Consider the following 18630-nt stretch of genomic DNA (forward strand, 5'->3'; position numbering starts at 1 on the left):
GTTCACTTGGCCAGGCCCCCGTCGCCCATACGTCGGGAGCTACATCGCGACGATGGGCGTAGTGGGCATCGAGCAGATTCAGCCGATCAGAAGGCTTGGCTGGCCGCGCGGCGCACCGAGCTCGGCTGCTGGTCCACCCTGCAGCATTTTTTACCCATCGTACTGATAGTTTGACCGAACATACATTCTTGCCACACCGCCTGCCGGGTCTACACGCAGCGGCGTCGGTGACGGATGTACTGGGGGGCGGTTGGTGTCACCGAAAGAGCTACACGGTGAGCGCCCCTTCGCATCATCCTCGTTTCTTGTGAACGCGAAAACCGTCTCTCACCTCCGTCCAGCTGCTTACGATTTTCAGCTGATACAACCTGCCGAGTAGCGCCACTACCGGAGGTGTGTTCGGCACCAAGGGCTTTTTGGCTCCAACGGCTGATAGATCACTGTAAGGCTTGCCTAGGCGACCAAGAGCCTCGACCATCTGAGCAGAGGTCATTACCGAGAGGTGAGGCTCCATCAGTTTGACGAAGGTCTCTGGGGGCCGTAGGACGTGCGCAAGCCTCAGCACTACATTCAACGGCAGAACCACTGAGTTGGCGGCTGCAAAGTGACCCAATGCACTGAGACCTTCTACCGACGAGGTTTCGGCGAATTCCTCCGCCCTGGTGACGATGGCGACCTTCACCTGCTGAGGCACAAGACCGCTTCGCACCAAGTTGTAGAGGTCTTCATTAAGAAGTTCGGCACTCATGTATTTAGGGAACCTCACCGACTGGGCAATAAAGCACTCACGCGTAGGCCAATTTGCCTCAGATAGACGCACATACAAGGACTCGTCGTCTTCAACAACCTCGTCCCGCACGAGCAACGAAATCAACACTCCGTTCTCAATTGGCACGTCGGCAGTGCTGAGCCTCACATCCATCTTGCTAACGATCTCTGCGCGTAGCTCGGGCGACAAAACGTCCTGCGCCCTCAATATGGCCAAAGCCGCTCGGGAGGTATCCTCCCATTCAGACTCGGGCGGAACAAAAATGCTGCCGACATTTTTCAAGAGATGCGCCAAACTTTGGTCGACCGCTTCGTAATGGTCCAGATAGGTCAAAACGTTAACCAGCGTAGCCGGGCACCGCAATTCGCCTGCCAGCACCGGGAAGCAGCTGGCCGGTGCTAATTCAAGATCATCCACGAAGCAATTAGGCGAGGCCGACCGGACCAAATGACGCACTACTTTTTCGTCCCAATTACCCGCCGCGAGAAGCATTCGAGGGAACGAAGCAGCAGAGGTGACGCTATACTCCCCGCGCTGAAGCTGCGTCAAGTAGATAGGCAAGTTCTCAAGAACGTATTTGAAGATGCTTGGATTGGCTGCTTCCAGCGTATCTAACGAAATGTCGGCGCGCCCTCCATTGGCAGTCACAAGGTTTGCGTGATTGATCAGATACAAGCTACGTGCCGTGAAGGCCTCAATGAGCTCAACGGACAGCTTATCGAGAAACTCCACCCTGGCCTGAGCCTTGGAGAAAAGCCAGGCAATCCGGCGTGCTTCATTGGCACCAACAGAGCCGCCGGTAAGTGATGGAATGCTGGAATAGGCGGTAGACAAGTACTGCCGCACGGCGGCATCGGTCTTGTAATCGATTCCATCATTCAAAGACGTCAGCGCTGCACCAACAAGTTCCGCCCGCAACGCGTCATCGATCTGTGAGCTGCTCACGAAGAATGAAAACACGTCCCTGTACAGCGGTGACAGTTCTCGGGCAAGGGCAATCTGTTGGGTTCCATTGCTTAGATAGGCCGCAAGGAAGTTCGCCTCCAACTCGCCCATGGCCACCAGCGCGCCGATCATGCGGCGGGTGTTCTCGAGGTTGCCCTGGTCGCCGAGGAGATGATCCAGCACGCAAATATTGTACAGCGCAGGGTCGGATAGCAGGGATTCGCCCGCTTCGCGAATGACCGATTCAATGTCGTCGGCTGACAGCTCGAAGTAGATGTCAGGCTTGCCGCGCTGCACATGATGCATCAGGAAGTTCGTAGCAGCCGAGGTGACACGCGTGCCATGGAAGATGGCGGTGCACAGAGCAAAATTTCGATTGATGTGCCCATCCCGGACCAGCTCATATGCCAGAACGGATGGGAGCACATCACGCACGAACCTCGCCACCGTCAGCCCACCCGTTGCCAAGTAAGGTGCAATGTCTTGCCGCTTGATCAAGTCCTGGACGTCAGCCCCGCGCAAGAACCGCGCCGCGCTGGCAAGTCTGGCCAACTGAGCAGAAATGGCCTGGCGATCGCTATCTTTCCAGTCATCCACCGTAAAAGGCCCAATAGAAGCATCGAGATCCGATCTGCTAAATTTGAGAGTGTTCTGGTGAGACCGACCGATGTAGATGTATGCCTCGATGTCTGGGCCGTCAGGCTGGTCAAAGAACGACTGCCAGAACGCAGGCTTCTCGATATCATCAGCCGGAACAAAGCCATCATGCGCCACAAACCGTATATCACCCTCAGGCAACGAGGCTGCACGGGCGACACGCTTGGCATGGCTCCGTAGGGCCTGACCTAGAGCTACACTTCGACGAGAGATGCTGTCAATTGCAGATATTTGCTTTGTGGCTGCTGCTGATGCTTCTCCAATTGCGTGCATCCCATCGGAGACCAGTTCTCGCGCCGTCCTGTACAGCTTATCTAGCGCACTGTCACCGAGACGAATGTTCTCAAAATCGGCAAGATGCGTGCCCTTATACAACATCATCGCAAAGAGCTCAGTATCGGTAATTCGTAGCTCGGATCCCGCCCCAGAGCGGATTCGATTGCGAAACACCAAGAACTCGTTGCGAGCGTTCTTCAGGAAGCGCATATCAGGAACGTGCCGGCTCACCAGGTCTATTAGATCGCTGGATACGCTGAAATCGTGCCCGGACATGAGCCCGGACACCACATTCTTGGCATTGTGATGCGTAATGAATGGCACAACCGGAATGACTAGATCAAAGAACTTTGTCCTGTTGGCCCTTTGACTTTCAGAGTGCGACCGCGCCGACTCCGGATCCTCTGGCGCAGACTTCTCGCCAGTGGTGATTTCGCCAAGACGTTCGAAGATACTGTCCTTCATTGCGTAGATGAAGCGGATAGGGCGTCCGCCGGAGGGTGCGTTCAACAACGTATTGAGCGCCCTCAGAGTCTCAAAAATCCGATGGTCATCGAATCTGTCAATGTCCTCGAAAACCACGACGTTGAGACCCGAGGTCTCAAAAAAGTAAAATATTTCGTCCAGGTATTGATCAAAGTAGGAGCGGGACTGTTCGTCCAAAGTGACCGTAGCCGGGCCGGCCGAAAGCTGCTTGATGCTGAGTCGGCCATAAGCTAGCGACCGGACAAGGTAGGTCAGTGCGGCAGCAGTGGCAAAGATTGCGAGGTGAAGCAAAGGTCCCCAGGACATAATCCCAAGCCCGGAACCGATCTTCTGCGACCAATCGACGAGCAGAAATCCGAGGGAAATGACGAAACCCGCTACCAATGCGCCCATTGCTTCGCGAGAGCGCTGGAAACGCTGGATTCTCCTAAACCTGGACCCGGGGGTCTTGCTTGGCTTTTCGCGATAGAGAAGCTGTTTAACGATCTCTTGCTGGATTTGGTTCGTCGTGCTGAAGGCGTCGCCCGTCGTTCCAGACTGCGGAACTGCAGGCGAGAGCGCGGAAAGCGAAATCTCTACGATGTTCCCTGCGTTTTGCACAACAACCTGCCTGAGGATGCTGCTCTTGCCGACCCCGTAGTTGCCCGAAAGGGCGATGTTCCGGACATCATTCCCGTCCAGTGCGTGCTGAATCTCGCGCACGTAGATCTCATGGTCCGCCTGGCTATACGCCGGCGTTAAAACTGAAAGCCCAAGGAGATCCCCTTGTCGACTGGGCTGTCCTTGGGAAAGATCAGCCGCCGTTGCGGCGTCTTCGAGGGCCGCGCCTGGTTTTTCTTTTGTGACCGCCGGGGCTGGGCTGTGATAACCACCGCTATTCATGACTTCCTGTCCAAAGTTGGTGGCGATACCTACGGCGTGAAGACTAGCGCAGCGCGAGCGCCTGTAACAGTGACCCGCGCCTTAGAAGGCGGTTGCCTACGGTCGGCCATCTGCGCTATTGCCTGACGGATAGCGCTTTCGGCGGCCCGCCATCCAGCCGCAGCAGATGGGCAGGCAGGGGGTGCAGCCCAACCTCACACGATAATCATACAGGCGGCGCTTGGGCAGCGTTCTGCGGGGGAAGTTGCCACCTGCCGTAAGTTCGGCGACGAATTTGCTTTGATCGCTTGTCCTACTGCAGTTGAGCGATTAACGACTGTAAGCGTGAGCAAGCGGGTAATGAACAAGCCATGGTTACTCGCCTGACCCCGCGATGGAGCACCCCCCACACAAGTTCTAGGTACGCCGCCTGCTTGGATCGGCGGAGTCGGTGAGCGGTCCATTGATGGAGCGGCAAGGGCCCGTCTCAATAGTCCCAAAATGGCGCCGAGCAGGAGTGCGAATTGGAAGATGCATCGGGGGTAGGGCAGGGACAGCCATCGAGCCGAAGCGGACACGCCGCATTGCGCTGCAGAGGGCACTCTGACACCTCTGCGCCAGTTCTCCGCTTCTGGTCGCAGATCAAATGTTCACTCGCAAGCGCTTGGCGCGCTCCTTGAAGGCACGCTCTCCGCCTTCGAGGATGTCGCACACGTGCTGACGAATAACTGGGTTCTCAAGACTGCCGCTCTCGTACGTAATGCGCGGCAACTGGCCCGGCCTGTGTGGTCCGCACTGCGCCACAATCACTTGGTCCGCATCGGTGTTCACCACCAAATTGGCGTTGTGCGTCACAATCACGATCTGACGCCGCTTCTTTGCGTCGCGGAAGCGATGCACCAGCTCTTGGTAGATGGATTGAGGGTCCAGGTTCTCTTCGGGCTGATCAATGATCAGTGGCCGGTCATCTTCCGCATCTATGGCCAAATAGAGCAGCAGCAAGACGATGCCGCGCGTACCAGGCGACAATTGCTCGATATCTACGCCGTCATACTGCAAGCCGTAGCCAACAGTGATGTGATCGGTGCCGTACAACCAGTCCGAGATGTTGCGGGCCCAAACGCGGAATTCGGCGTTCTCCGGCTTGTGGGACCGGAGCGCCGCCTCATTGGCCTTAACGAAATCGAGCAAGGCCGCGGCAGCCTGCGAAGAGTCACCGGTCGCCCACGTCGCCATTAGCGCGGCGCGCGCCGACCGCAGCAACTCACCGCGCCCCTTAAACGGACCGCTGGTCCGCAAATCCAGTAGATCCTCACCCTTGGCGGCCCATCGTGCCACGTCTACATTTCGACGCACCGAGAAAGACAATTTCGACAAGGAGCCTGCCGCCCTATCGATGCGCGCCTTGATGGGCGCGTAGAGATCGGCAAGTTCCTGCTCCTCCTCAACGATGGCTTCGAAGATGGCGGTATAGGCTCCGCGGCGCGCATCGACCAAGGCGCGGATGCGCTCGTCTGCCCCTTGAATGCGCGCGATCTGCTGGAGAACCTTGGTCAGCCCGGCCTCGGCCTTGGTGATCTTGTCCGAAAGGGTAGTGAAGCGTTTGGCGTTTTGCGCGTCTACACCGACCAGGGTGCCCAGGCGAGCGAGCTCCCGCTCAAGGAGTGAGAGCGATTGATCAGCGAGGTTAACGTCCACGGGGATCAGCGCGACGGCCGAGTCGGGATTGGCCTGAGCCACCGGATCGGTTTCCGCGGGGCTTTGCAGCGCAGCAACAGACAGGCCTGCCTGTTTGATGCGCTCGGTCAACAACGTGTCAACCGGGCCGGCATAGTCGAGCCTGAAGGCTTCCCAGTCAGTGGCACTGAGGCCGGCATGCTCACGTTCTTGCTTCATATCGGCGAGTAGAGATGGCGCCTGGCGGGTGCGGAAGTCGCGCACGTCGTCTTGCAAGTGAAGTAGGGCTTGGTGTCGGCGCTTGGCTTCGTCTACCAGTTGTCGCTTCCGATCGACCGCGAGCGAAACCTGCTCATGGCGCCTTGCGCGGTCTTCGTTGCCCTTGGCAACCAGTGACTTGCGGTCGGTTTTGTCCTTTTCGATCGCATGCTTTTTCTCGTCCCGGTCCTTCTCAAGCGACTTCAGGCCGTCCTTCTTGACACGTTCGTCGGTGAGGTCGGCGGAAGCCCTGGTCAGAGCCTGTTGCTGGCGTTCACGCTTCTGGCGCGAAGTTTCCAGCCGAAGGCCCAGCAACTCCTGGAAAGAGTCGGCGCCTTCACGTTTGTTGAGAGGATGGGCATTGAAAATCACACGCTCGATTTCGGTGACCAACGCATCGTTCAAGCCTTCCGCCGAGCAGAGCTGGTCAACGAACTGCTGTGACAGGTACTGGACGTAAGGGTTGGCTAGGAAGTCCTCCATGTCAGTCTGGGAGAGCTCATTACCAGTCGTTTCGCCAGATGCCCATTGCAATTCGGCTTTGCTGTCAGAGAGGTGCTGTTTCGCGCGGAGGATGAAGGACCGCTCGTTCAAATGAGGGGAGAGCGCAAGGCCTCCTGCCGCAATCATATCTGCCAAGGCGGTTTTCCCCGAGCCCCGTGCGCCGATAACGGCAACCAGTCCCGCGTTCAGCTCAACGGCACCATTCGCGATCCAGGGCGCGTTCGTCACCGACAGCGAGTTGATGGTGTGGCTGCCTAACGCGCCTCGCGGTGGCTCGGCGCCGATGGAAACACGCTCTTCGGGTTCGATGCAGGCCTGGCGTAGCGAATCGAACATCAGATCGCCCTTGATCCAGCAGCGGCGGTCACCGTCAGGCTGCCCGGCCTTGGCGATCGAATGCGCATCCGACCCGTGCAGGCAAGGCTTGCATCCGTTGTACTGGCTCTCAAGTTCCGCGACGGTGGCCGACTCCTTGCCCAGCCAGAAGCGGATCTGCTTGGGATTGGAGCTGAAGATGATGTGCGCAAGACCCTCGAGGTTCTTGCGCTGCGCCGCGAAAGAAGCGGTTGCGTCGCGCAGACCCGAGGTTCCGTCCTTCTCTCCGCCGGCGACAGCGATCAGGGCATTCTTCTTGATCCACTCGTTTTTTGACCAAGCCTGCTTGAGCTGGTCGAAGTTCACTTTGAACTGGTTGGCACCTTCGGACCGGGCTGCCTCGTCGTCTGTCAGGCCTGGTTTGTGGGCGCGACCCAAGCGGATCAAGTCGCTGCGTTGACAGCGGTAGGACTCGCCCAGATAAGAGAACTCGAACTCCAGCAGAAAGCGCTTGATCCGATGTACGTGGTCGGCATCATGTGGAGAAAAGAGCAGGTGGATGTTGACCGCCGATGCCTTCGTAGTTTCGATGCCAAGCCGCAGTTCGACGTTGGGAAATATCAGGCCTACGCCAGGTAAGCGTCCAAGACGCTTTTCGTCAACGACCTTCTCATAGCGTTCGATACCGAAATAGTCGGTGACACCTATTGCGCGAATTGGCGGGTTCGACGCCTCGATAGCGTCCAAGAATGCGGCCCAAGGATCTGGACCCCCGTACTGGTCGTTCAGAGCAGTGCCGGGTGTGTGGATGTGAGGGTCCCAGCGATGCCAGATGGAGCCTCGTTTGCTTTGTATATCGAATTGAGTCTTCACGGGCGTCGGAGGGCTGTGGTCAGATTTGGCTTACCATTGTGCAGGTTGAAGCCGACCGATTGTTGGGGCCTTTCTCGTGAGCATGGATGGCTACTTAGACCGCCAATTCAATCGTCCAGTCTTGGCCGTTTGCAGACGAGCTCAGGTCACTTCAGCAGACGAGCAGCAGGGTTGTCTTCCGCTGCTCCGGCCTGGAAGTACCCAATCACACTCGCCACGGAGCGATGCTCCGTCATCGCCATGACCGCAGGCAAGGGGACCCCTTGTTTGCCTGCCTCGGTAACAAACCCTGACCTTAGGCTATGTGCCCCAAAATCGCCCTCCAGTCCAGCCAGGGTGGCCCGACGCTTCACAACAGTGGCCACCGAGCCGGGGAGGAGGGCAGGCCCAACCCGATTCTTCCAGATGCGCCGGAAGATCGCCCCATCATGGATCCCCGCCGCTTCTAGCCAGGCCGCCAGTGCTTCAGCGCTGCGCCCCAAAATCGGTTTGTCCGGGGTCGAATCCGGTGTCACGCCCGCTTGCTGAGTCTTGGAATACTCCAGCCGATAGATATAGCCGTCCTCGCCGACCTTGCGCAGGTCGCGCATATCCGCGGCCGCGATACGCCAGGCGCTCTACGACAGGCTCCAAGATGCTGAAAAATCAGCGAGATCTGAGCGCGAGAGCCTGGCTGAGCACGTCAGATCTGTCGAGAGCCGCGCATTGGGTGATCTTGATCGCGCTAGACAAGAGAGCAAGGTGTTGCAGGCGCAGCTAGCCAGCGCACTGAAAAGACATGCGTCGATTGAAGCAGAGATGCGCGGTAACCTAGAAAAGGCACGCACAGCCACTGCGGCGGCAGTACAAACGGCGGACAATCAGCGGGGCCGATGTGCAGCTCTAGAAGAGCAGCTGGCCAAGCTCCAGAACTTGCCGGCGGATCTAGAGGCTGCGCTTAGGAGAACCCAGGTGACCGCTCGCCCACGGAGGACAAGCTCCAAGCAGAGAGCTAAGAAGAGCTCACCGAAGGACACGAATTAGGAACACTGGCGCGGCCAGAGCCCCTCTCGGGACATCAATTAGGATCACTATTGACGATGATTTGCTCCTAGTTGATGTCCCGACTGGCGTTTTGGGTAGAAAAAAGCCTTTGAATTCAATAGGGGGCACGATCTAGGAACAAAAGGACATCAATTAGGAACACCGACACCGACAGTGACCGCTCGTCCACCGAACTGCGTTCTTACATAATATACAAACCGGGCCTTGCTCAAATCCGGAAGCCCTTGCGGCAGTAGGCGTGACGCTCATTCCCGCGCTTATGGCCACCAGCATTGCAGTCGCGGCCAGCTTTCGCCAGACAGCCTTCTCTTCACGGCTGATCGCTCGCGCTTCGCCCACCACCCCCAGCACCTGAGCCAGTGGAATCCCGGTGATTCCGGCTATGGTCGCGCACGTCACGGTGTCGGGGAATTTCTTGCCTCCCCGCCAGTTGCTCACAGCCTGCCGCGAGACGCCCAGCTTCCGCGAGAGGTCGCTATCTGAGGCCGCTCCACTGGCCTCAATAGCTCTGGCGAGAATCTGATCGAAGTTCATCTGTCCACCCTGTGTTGACACTCTGTCCACCCCCAGTGTACGTTGCGCCCTGTCCACCGGCGGTGGACACCCGCCAGCCGGTCCCCCTAGGCCGCTGGCGGGAATCTAGGGGCTAGGGGCAGGGGCAGGGGATGCACGGATACATGTTCGCCGTAGCGGCCGTCGCAGCGCTTAGCGTTGTGGTCGGAATTGCGCGCCTCGCTGTATGGCTGATCGACCGCCGAGAAGAGCAGGGCGCCAGGGCAATACGTGACGCTTCTCGTGTCGCTCAGGCACGCGCCGAATTCCTTCCTACACCCAGCCAGCTTCGTCATTCATCCGAGGTGCGGCGTGGCTGACGGCTCCCGCGCTCCGCGTACTACCTGCGCCTTCTGCGGCGATGTGACTGTGTATTTCTTCCCCGGTGGGCTGTGTGCCGCCTGTACCGGCAAGAACGCCCGAATCAAGCTCGACGGCATGACGCCTGCGCCGCGCGCAGAGCTTGCCGCGTTTGATGACGCCATCGGCGTGATGCATGCCTCAGCACGCCGCACCGAGATGGCCTCAGAGGCCATGCAACGCAATAAACGCGCATCGGGTGCTTCTCTCAAATCGTACCTCGCGGCGGCTCCGGTCGCGTTGACCCCGGAGGGCCAGCGCGAAGCGCTGGCCCTTGGGCTTGTCCATTACAAAACAAGTGACAACGGGCCGAAGCACGGCCGTCTGTCCATCGAAATCGACCCGCTGCTGGCGCGGGCGCAACGGCTGCGCAAGTCCGTAATCACGAGTGCACGACTCCATGACCAAGAAGCCAAGAAGGGATCGCGCCGTGGGGCGTGGTACATGCTCACGCTCACCTACCGAGACGGAAGCCGTAGCGGCCCTCGTGACGTTAGCGAGCTACTTAAACGCATGCGGGGGCACTTCAATGGAATTGTCGCTCGGGCCAGACGGTTCGCGGGTGAGGTGTTCCGTTACCTATGGGTCGGTGAGCTTACCCAGCGTGGCCGACCCCACTACCACCTCCTAATTTGGGTGCCCAAGGGCATCTATTTCGGCAAGGTCGATCACCGCGGTTGGTGGCCGCACGGCAGCAGCCAGATTGAGAAAGCGCGCAACGCGGTGGGGTATCTCGCCAAGTACGCATCGAAGTTCACCAGCGTCATTGCTGCTGCGTTCCCCAAGGGATTTCGCACGCATGGTTGCGGTGGCCTCGACACAGAATCCCGCCGCGAACTGCGGTGGTGGAAAGCCCCCGTATCGGCACGTGAAGCGCTCGGCACTGAAGCCGACATCCGTAAGTGCCAGGGCGGCTATTTCGACAAGCTCACAGGGGAGTTCTGGCCGTCCCCATGGCGAGTGACCTTTGCATTCGGCCGGACCATCGCTTGGAAGGTAATCCCACTATGAAAGTCGAAGTCATCAGCGAAAACATCGCCGTCCGTTCGTTCCCCGCCCGCGAGGGCAAAGCGGCCACCGTGTTCCGTGAGCAGAAGGCCGCAGTACTGCGCCCGGGTGACCACCCGCTGCCTTTCAAGATGACGCTGGATGAAGACCAGCAGCCGTACAAGGCGGGCGTATATGACCTGTGTCCCACGTCGCTGGAAAACAGCAAGTTCGGCGGTCTGGAGTTCGGTCGCCGTATCCGTCTCCTCACTCCGTCGCCCGCGCCGGGCGCTGCACCGGTCAAGGCCTGATCCATGGCGCAGCAAGCACACGTCCTCTACTGCGTCGAGTTCGATGCAGTTAGCAAGGAATGCATCACGCAAGCGTGGCTCCCTGCGCCATCTCTTTTGCCCCCGCTATCGGTCGAGCAGGCGGGACAGATTCTAGGGATGGCGTTCGTTGTTCTCGCCGTCTGCTGGGGCTGGAAGAAGCTCGGCCAACTCACTCAACGATGAAAAGGAATTGCAATGGATATCGACGTCTCTGGTGTTGTGACCGCGTTCGGCGGGATCGTGGCTGCTGTCGGTCTGGTCGGTGCGGCAAAGATGCTGCCGAACGCCGCGATCAAGGCGTGGAGCTGGATCCAGTCCGCAATCCGCGGCTGATCCCTGCTTGATCGGGAGGGGGCTTCGGCCCCCTTTTCTTTGGAGGTCATATGGAAGGTTGGATAGTTCTATGCGTCGGACTGATGGGTCTAAACATTCTCTTCGGCGACTGATCGGCTTTGCGGTCGGCATCGCCCTGGTGCTGACCGTGTTCTCTGCAACAGGGCAATCTAACGGCAGTGTCCGCGTTACCGCGTCCTCTATTCGCTACGCCGCGACTACGCCTACCGGCGTCCGCACAAGCGCGTTGCTGGAAGGCACCTACACAGGCACAAAGAACGGCGTCAAGCAGTTCAACGTTCCCGTGCATTTGCCGTCAGGCACACTCGGCAATCTCGCCAAGTCTGCGATCAAGCGCGGTGGTGCTGCGTACGGCTGGTACAGCCTCGCGAAAGGTCTTATTGATGGTGCGGGCTGGGCCATCGATGAGCTTCAAAAGCAGGTCTACAATCCTGCCAAAGGCACCTACTCTCCACCCGGCTCAAAGATGTACTGTGCCGCTCCCGGCGGCGGATCACTGCGTTGTACTACGAGTTTGTCTGGTGCAATCAGCATTGCATCTGTGCAGTACACCGGATGCGACAGTGCAAAGTTCGATGTGGGCGGAATTTCCGTTTCGTGTCGCAATGGTAATGATCGTATGTTCCTTGCTCAGCGGACTGTCACCGCCAACACCTTCAATCACGGAAGTGGCTCGCAGTTCGATGAGCCGGTTCCGGACCAGCAGTTGGGCGAGCTGCTGAAGCGCTCTCCCCAGGTCGTCAACGCCATCCTAATTGACCCGGAGAGCGGTGCGCCGATCAGAACCGCCGAGTTGGTCAACGCCATGAATGAACTACGTAAGTCGCTTGAACAGGCCAACGGGTTGGAGCCTGCGCCTGACGTGCAGCCGACTGACGATCCCACAAAGCCTGAACGCATGGAGTCCACGTGGCCCGGCTTCTGCAATTGGGCATCTGTGGTTTGCGAGTTCATTGACTGGGTCAAGAGCGACGGCGAGCCACATAAGGAATTGCCTGAGACGGAGTTGCAGATCGATCCGCAAGGCTGGAACAGCGGGATCGGTGGCGGCACGTGCCCGGCTCCACAGACGTTCTCTATCACTGTCGTCGGTGCACAGGGTCAGGCTCAGTTCGATTGGCAGCCTGCCTGTGATTTCGCTAGCACTCTCAAACCCTTCTTGATTACCGTCTGCTCGCTGGTTGCCGTCTTCATTCTGGCTGGGCTGCGAAACGGAGCTAAGTCATGAAAGCACTGTTGCAATCTCTCTTCGGTGACGCCATCGCTCGCATGCTGGGTGGCGCGGGCCTGTCCGTCATCAGCATGGCCGCAATCATGCCGGTGGTCCTTGGCGCGCTGAATCTTGTCGCCTCCAAGCTGCAAGGAATGCCTGCCGATCTGGCAAGCCTCGCGCTGTTGTCCGGGGCAGGGGAGGGTCTCAGTGTCATCGGCTCCGCAATCATGGCTCGCATGGCGATTTCCGCCGCTGGTGTGGGTATCGGGAAGGCCACGAAATGATCTATTTGATTACAGGCATGCCGGGCAACGGCAAAACGCTCTACGCCGTTGACTTCATCAAGAAAGAGGTGGGGAAGGGTCGTGCCGTCTACAGCGATATCAAGGGTCTGACGTTGCCCGGTGTTGAGCCTGCACCTGACGACTGGCGAACGCTGCCCGATGGCGCTCTCGTTGTCTACGACGAAGCGCACAAGCGCTTTCCTTCGTACAAAGGCAAGGGGCGGTCGCCATTGCAGGTTGTCCAGGACATGGACGAACACCGGCATCGCGGCTTTGATCTGATGTTCATCACGCAGTGGCCCGACAAGATCGACAACGAGCTATTCCGATTGGTCGGCACGCACTGGCACCTTAACCGTGCTTTCGGCCTGCAATCTGCCAGCCTATGCGCCTTTACCCGTGGCGTTCTCAATCCATACAGCCAGCTCGCACGAAAGGGCGCGGATGAGTCGATCTGGAGCTACCCCAAAGACCTCTATGGGGTGTACAAGTCGTCATCGCTGCATACCGATGCCCACAAGTTCAAGTTGCCCGCCAAGATACGAAATGGGCTGATCGTTGCACCGATGATCGCGCTGGTTTTGTGGGGCCTGTATCTGTTCCTCGTGCCGTCTGCCGCAAAAGACGCTCCGGCGCAGCGCAGCGTAGCGGAGACTGCGCCGGAGCGTCTTTCAGTCACCGATCAGCCGCAGGAGGTTCAGGCCTCTGACAAAGCGCCTCCCACTGGCGAGTACTACTCACTGACCGCGCCCAGCGTTCCTCAGTTGGCCGGTTGTGTTTCCAGTGAGCGTGGTTGCCGGTGCTTCAACCGTGACGGCTACCAGATCGATCAGACGCAGGCTGAGTGCAAGTCGGTCATTGAGCGTCCCTTGCCGATCAACGTCTATCACCCCTATACACAGTCCGCGCGCCAGGACGATGCGGGAAGGCAAGGGCAGGCAACACCTGTGGATGCCGGGACTGTCGTTGGTTTTGAGTCCGGCAAGCGCGCTGATGTGTTCCCGCGCTCGGCGGGCTACACGTCTGAAACGGTAACCGGCCCGACAACTACTCTGTAGCGCCGATGGATGCCTTCCAATCGGCGTCGCGCGTCCGATGGTCGTGTAGCTTCATCGCCAGCAGCCGAAGAAGCTCGCGCCGCTTCGGATTTCTCTTTGGATCAGCGGCGAGGTCTGTCAGGGCGCGTACTGCCGCGTCCACCTGTGCGGCATCCGTCGCAATGAACGTCATCAGGGCGATCGCATCGCTCAGTCCGTCGATATAGTCGGCTGTGATTTGGGCGTCTGCGTACGTGGTCATATCGTCTCCTTGTGGTCCCCGGATTGTAGGGGGTGTAGGGGCATGGCCCCTACGGAGACGCTCTCAGCCCGCAGACCGTCCGAAGTGCCGGTCCCGGAAGTCGCCCAGGTCTACAACGACGACCTTGACCATCTGGCGCTGACCGGCTTTTCGCTGTCCGGCCTCGGCCTTGCGCCGGGAGGCGAACCCGGCCACTCTGAGTTCCATCTGATCGCGCCATGCCAGTCCGGCAATCCGTTCGGGCGTCATGCGGTCGCCGTCAGGGCTGACTAGGTAATTGCCTCTGACGCTCCAGCCCGCGAAGGGGCCGGTCAGGTACTGGCACATGCATCAATGCTCGCTTTGTCCTTGGGACCACGGAGAGGCAAGAGCGATGCCAGCAGCAGCTTCAGCAGGCCGCCGTAGTAGCCCATCAGGCTGGCCGCAGCTTTACATAATATACATTATGCGAAATGGATGATGGGCCGTCTTTCGTGGGTCTGGCTGTGGATCAAGTCTTGCCTCCCTTCTCGGGAACCCAACAAGGACGAGATCGCAGCATGACCACGATGGACCCGCACGACCGTATCGACATGACCGGCCCTTGGGCCGGTTTCGGCTTTCAGGGAGGCCACATGTTCACCCCCGAGGGCCACAGCCTTGAACCCTGTGACATGACCTGGTGGTCCCTGACCTGCAACATCGCCCGGGAATGGCGGCTGATGATGGAGGAAGCCCGGCCGCGGCAGACGCGATCGGTAGCATCTGGAAAGCGCTGCCCCACAATGGATTCCAGCGTCGTATACCTGCGCGAGCACGTCAGAATTCGCAGAGAACGGCGGTTGGGCATGGGTGATCCCGGTACCGGCGCCGAACCCTCCAACGTGGTCCATATGTCACGTGGGCCACGACGCCCCAAGCGCGGATGAGGCGTCTTCCGTAGGGGCATGGCCCCTACACCCCAGCTAGAATGCGCGCAGGACGCCATCTGGGGGAATCATGGAACGAGAACGACCGGGGTACTTGCCGCCCATCGAACGACGCCGGTGGGAATTCCCGTGGCTTGCCGTTCTGGCGATTGCCTTGCTGGCCCTGCTGGTCGGTGGCGTGCACATGCTCACAAAGACCCATGCGGCATGGAATGAGCGTTTCAGAGCCACCGATGCAGCGACTGCTGATCCAGCACCCCCAACGCAAGTGTTCGCTGATGCCGAGCGCGAGGCGATGCTTGCTGAAATCCGGTTAAAGCGGGCTGCTGCTGAGACCAAGGCTAAATCGGCTGAGCAACGCAGGCGACTTGAAACGCCCGAGCTGCGCTGCATAAACGGCATGCTGTTCCGCCGGCTACCAGGAGGCTGGGAGAACCTACCCGACCAGTCCTGCTAGCGTTGCGAGCGGCGGCGGTCGTAGTCGCGAAGGCTGTGCTTGGCCCAGAACAGCGTCCGGACGGTCTTGACGATGCCGACCAGCAGCAGCGCCACGAGAACCCAGCCAGCCGCGGTCATCAGATTGTCGATGCTCATGAAAGGTCCCAAGGCGGCCAGCAGCGCAAGATGCCCCACATAGTAGCCGTAGAACGCCCAGCGGGTGCGCGGCACGCTTACCGGTGCGTACCCCAAGCCCATGACAGGCAGCGCCAGCAGCGCCCACACGTTGTCGCTGTTGAGGCACAGCAAGCATATGGCGAGCAGCTGCACGCACACTCCAGCCGGAAAGCCCTTCAATCTGCACGACGCGTATCCAGCGACTACCACTGCAATGCCCCACCACTGGTAGTCCACGAACAACGGCAGAGGCCCTGCGAGGGACGCCACGAGCCACCAGCGCCCTGCCCTGATAGCCCACACCACCGATGCGGCGAGGGCGAAAGACGCAAGCACGTTGAGCGGGAGCCAGTACCCGAATGCCAGGGCGTGCGCCGGTTGCGCAATCGCCGCCCACAGAGCGAGGCGGCGGATCGACTTGGCTATGTCGGCGTTCGGTTCGGCCAAGTTGTAGGCCATGACCAGCGCGAACACCGGGAACGCGATCCGACCGAGTTCGCTGATGACAGGCAGGTAGCCGCCGTAGAACACCTTGGCTACGTGATCGCCGGTCATCAGCAGGACCGCAATCCACTTCAGCAGCTCGCGACCACCACTGGTCATCACATGTCCCTCGTGGTGGATGGAACCGTGGTCTTCGTCTGATACGGCTGCGACTCGGGGAACGTGCCGAGTGCGCGGGTCTGCTTGGTTGCAATCGATCCATTCAAGCCGGTAGCACCCTGCCCCGGCTGCTGGCCCGCAAACTGCTGCTGAGGCTGCTGCTGCCGATCCTCGTGACGCTCGCGGTACGGGTTATAGACCGGGCCGTAGCGCGCGAGCGTGCGGCATTCCGGCTGCGTTATATCGTAGGCGGTGCCCTGTTCCGTCACGCACGTGCAGCTGGCTTCCTGATAGTTGCCGTTGCCGTCGCTGCCCGCCATCGATGACATGCACACGAGCAGCGGATCCGCAGTGACGCTGCGGTCATCGAACACCGGTGCAGTCCAGGGCATTGTGGCGATGCGGGGCAAATGATCCTTCGCGTACTCAGCGGCTGTGCGCCATTTCGGATCGTGTGCGGCCTCACCGGGCTGCGTAGCGGCCGTAGGGGCCGCATCGGCTTGCGCCGATTGCGTCCCTTCCCCTGTCGCGTTCGCTGCCATCGTGTCGGGCTTCAACGCGTCGTAGGCGAGGTAGGCGAGGACTATGCCGACGACAGCCAGCACCGGTAGCGCCATCACTTTCCATGGGATGCGCGGTTTGATCGTGTGGATCTCTGCGGACTTGTATTGACCGTAGACGTGCGAGGGCAATAGACGTGTGGTGCGCTGAGCGATATCACGCTTCGCCGAGGACTTGATTTCCTCGTTCAATTCGCCCCAGCGGAAGACATCGATCATCTTGGTGCCGAACCGGCGCACGACATGCGAGTGAGCGCCGATCAAGCCACGCACGAACGGATACAGCTGGTTGGGCTGCTGAATGGTCCACACGAAGTCCAGGCCGCGATGCCGGTGCTCTGCAAGATCGAGGACGTGCTTCGGCGTCTGCTGTCGCGTGGCATCGTGCAGGTGGCCGAACCACTTCCATGCTTCATCAACGAAGATGATTGCGCCGTTAGGCACCAAGTGCGTACCCTCCGCGTCCTTTTCGTTCCAGCGGCGCGGGTCGTCCAGAACCGACGCGAGGCCATCCTGCAGGCCGTCGATGCCGCACGCGTAGATCGCGCGCTCACCACGCTTAGCCTCTTCGATCAGGCGCTCCATCATGAGCGCGGTCTTGCCGTTGCCGGGCTGGCCGGTATAGAGCTCGATAGGCATGTCAGGTTCTCTTGACCAGCACCGCGCGAGCGGCGTTGACGGCGAATTTCGTTGCGACCGCCGAGGCGATCATCGTGCACGCCTGATCGAACTTCATGAGGCCCGCATAAGCAATCAGGATGGCACCCCACTCGCCACCGGGCGTGCCGCCTTGGATCGCGTTTTTCATGTTGTTGAGCCACGGCTCTACAGCGAACTGATGCGTTGCCCACGCAAGGCCCAGCCACGCAAGAACCTCGACAGCCCATGTACCCAAGCGCGAGCGGAAGAGCGCTGCGAGAGCCGATAGAAGTGCACTGATAAACAGAGGCATGGTCAGGCGTCCTTACTGGCGACGATCCGGAGAGAAGCAAGCGCGGCAAGGCCCAATACGAAGTACGACCCGAGGCCCAACCACGTGCAGAGAGGCGTAACGTCAAACTGGAAAGTCTGGCCCATGACCTCAAATGAAGGAGGCTGAGGACAGCTACCGCCCCAGCCGTAACCGGCGGTGTTGGGAGTGCCAGGAGTCGTATTACCGCCGCCCTGCCATGCGCCGGTGCCGGGGCTGGTGGTGCCGTAGTCGGGATTGCCGCCGGTGCCGGTGAGTGCGTTGCGGATCGCTGCGGTGTCAGCGTTGCCGCCGGTGCCGGTATTGAGCTTCTCCAATGCGCAGGCCGTGCGCCACTGCATAAGCAGGCCGCTGTACTCAAGCGCGTCACATTTCTCGCCCGTGCATACCGGAGGCGTTGTGCACGCGCCGCCTGCGATGTTGCGATTCCTACGGGTGTTGCAGTCAATGCGCCACTGGATACGGGCTTGTCCGCACATGATGGGAGAGCCGCTGCACGTCGGCGGGGTCTTGCAGTCATCGCCGCCGGAGAACTCGTCCTTCTTCTTACCGTCCGTGCCCTCCCCGCCCTCTTCGCCCTCATCGGGCTGGCCGTCGCCGTCGCTGTCCTTCTTGCAGGTGCCATCCTTGCCGCGCACTTCGCCCTGGGCGCACTGTCCATCACCCGGAAGACAGCTACCGGAAGGACTCTTGATCTGACCTGCGGGGCACTCATTGTCTTTGTTCTTGCAGGTGCCGTCTTGCTGCTGGGTCATGCCAGCCGGGCAAGGTTCGTCAGCGCACTGGCCGAGGGAATTCTGTGGGCGACCACCGCACTTGAGATAGCCCCCTGATTCCCCGGCCCCGTTCTATCGCTTATCTTTGTAGATAGGAAGAGGACTGTGCATATGACTAGGCATACGGAGTCAATAGAGGTAGTCGTGAAGGA

General features: G+C 59.7%; 15 protein-coding genes and 2 pseudogenes. 8 read left to right on the forward strand and 9 right to left on the reverse strand.

The features are described from left to right. Positions 1–292: 292 nt before the first annotated feature. From ABE464_RS03040 to ABE464_RS03050, 3 genes and pseudogenes are all read right to left on the reverse strand, one after another. On the reverse strand, positions 293–4015 hold the full coding sequence (locus ABE464_RS03040) for a hypothetical protein (protein ID WP_346470663.1): 3723 nt from the start codon (positions 4013–4015) through the stop codon (positions 293–295). A 621-nt stretch (positions 4016–4636) separates the two neighbouring features. Next, the gene (locus ABE464_RS03045) at positions 4637–7621 is read right to left on the reverse strand and encodes a TrlF family AAA-like ATPase (RefSeq protein WP_346470664.1); all 2985 of its coding nucleotides are present in this window, start codon (positions 7619–7621) and stop codon (positions 4637–4639) included. 146 nt (positions 7622–7767) lie between these two features. Then, positions 7768–8226 (reverse strand): annotated as a pseudogene (locus ABE464_RS03050) (tyrosine-type recombinase/integrase); the annotation flags it as partial. Positions 8227–9655: 1429 nt separating this feature from the next. Between ABE464_RS03050 and ABE464_RS03055 the strand changes: the two are divergent. The 6 genes from ABE464_RS03055 (at position 9656) to ABE464_RS03080 (ending at position 13805) form a co-directional block, all read left to right on the forward strand. Continuing rightward, complete coding sequence (locus ABE464_RS03055; RefSeq protein WP_346470700.1) at positions 9656–10588, forward strand: replication initiation protein; 933 nt, start codon at positions 9656–9658, stop codon at positions 10586–10588. Further along, the gene (locus ABE464_RS03060; RefSeq protein ID WP_346470665.1) at positions 10585–10875 is read left to right on the forward strand and encodes a single-stranded DNA-binding protein; all 291 of its coding nucleotides are present in this window, start codon (positions 10585–10587) and stop codon (positions 10873–10875) included. Before ABE464_RS03055 ends, ABE464_RS03060 begins: the two co-directional genes overlap by 4 nt. 216 nt (positions 10876–11091) lie before the next feature. Next, a complete protein-coding gene (locus ABE464_RS03065; RefSeq protein WP_346470666.1) occupies positions 11092–11229 on the forward strand; it encodes a major capsid protein in 138 nt (45 codons plus the stop codon). 70 nt (positions 11230–11299) lie between these two features. Next, positions 11300–12478 carry a virulence factor TspB C-terminal domain-related protein gene (locus tag ABE464_RS03070; RefSeq protein WP_346470667.1) on the forward strand — a complete coding sequence of 393 codons (1179 nt, stop codon included), beginning with the start codon at positions 11300–11302 and terminating at the stop codon, positions 12476–12478. Continuing rightward, positions 12475–12747 carry a DUF2523 family protein gene (locus ABE464_RS03075; RefSeq protein ID WP_346470668.1) on the forward strand — a complete coding sequence of 91 codons (273 nt, stop codon included), beginning with the start codon at positions 12475–12477 and terminating at the stop codon, positions 12745–12747. Before ABE464_RS03070 ends, ABE464_RS03075 begins: the two co-directional genes overlap by 4 nt. Next, positions 12744–13805: a zonular occludens toxin domain-containing protein gene (locus tag ABE464_RS03080; protein ID WP_346470669.1), complete on the forward strand. Its 1062-nt coding sequence runs from the start codon at positions 12744–12746 to the stop codon at positions 13803–13805. Before ABE464_RS03075 ends, ABE464_RS03080 begins: the two co-directional genes overlap by 4 nt. Here the strand turns inward: ABE464_RS03080 and ABE464_RS03085 are convergent. Continuing rightward, entirely contained in the window at positions 13795–14046 is a 252-nt protein-coding gene (locus ABE464_RS03085; RefSeq protein ID WP_346470670.1) for a hypothetical protein, read from the reverse strand. The two genes, ABE464_RS03080 and ABE464_RS03085, sit on opposite strands and share 11 nt — an antisense overlap. A gap of 63 nt (positions 14047–14109) precedes the next feature. Continuing rightward, positions 14110–14373 carry a DUF3653 domain-containing protein gene (locus ABE464_RS03090; RefSeq protein WP_123729278.1) on the reverse strand — a complete coding sequence of 88 codons (264 nt, stop codon included), beginning with the start codon at positions 14371–14373 and terminating at the stop codon, positions 14110–14112. A 212-nt stretch (positions 14374–14585) separates the two neighbouring features. On the opposite strand from ABE464_RS03090, the gene ABE464_RS03095 reads away from it, so the two are divergent. Next, positions 14586–14954, forward strand: coding sequence for a DUF3653 domain-containing protein (locus tag ABE464_RS03095; protein WP_346470671.1), 369 nt, complete (start codon positions 14586–14588; stop codon positions 14952–14954). A gap of 70 nt (positions 14955–15024) precedes the next feature. Continuing rightward, positions 15025–15411 carry a hypothetical protein gene (locus ABE464_RS03100; protein ID WP_346470672.1) on the forward strand — a complete coding sequence of 129 codons (387 nt, stop codon included), beginning with the start codon at positions 15025–15027 and terminating at the stop codon, positions 15409–15411. 152 nt (positions 15412–15563) lie between these two features. Here the strand turns inward: ABE464_RS03100 and ABE464_RS03105 are convergent. The 4 genes and pseudogenes from ABE464_RS03105 to ABE464_RS03120 all read right to left on the reverse strand — a co-directional run. Further along, a pseudogene (locus tag ABE464_RS03105) lies at positions 15564–16172 on the reverse strand (TraX family protein); the annotation flags it as partial. Continuing rightward, positions 16172–17371 (reverse strand): zonular occludens toxin domain-containing protein, encoded by a 1200-nt coding sequence (locus tag ABE464_RS03110; RefSeq protein ID WP_346470673.1) that lies wholly within the window; start codon positions 17369–17371, stop codon positions 16172–16174. The gene ABE464_RS03110 and the pseudogene ABE464_RS03105, both read right to left, overlap by 1 nt. A gap of 1 nt (position 17372) precedes the next feature. Beyond that, positions 17373–17684 carry a DUF2523 family protein gene (locus ABE464_RS03115; protein WP_346470674.1) on the reverse strand — a complete coding sequence of 104 codons (312 nt, stop codon included), beginning with the start codon at positions 17682–17684 and terminating at the stop codon, positions 17373–17375. A gap of 2 nt (positions 17685–17686) precedes the next feature. Beyond that, complete coding sequence (locus tag ABE464_RS03120) at positions 17687–18457, reverse strand: virulence factor TspB C-terminal domain-related protein (protein WP_346470675.1); 771 nt, start codon at positions 18455–18457, stop codon at positions 17687–17689. Positions 18458–18630 lie beyond the last annotated feature (173 nt).

The organism is Stenotrophomonas sp. TWI587, assembly GCF_039674145.1.
Lineage (GTDB): Bacteria > Pseudomonadota > Gammaproteobacteria > Xanthomonadales > Xanthomonadaceae > Stenotrophomonas > Stenotrophomonas maltophilia_AY.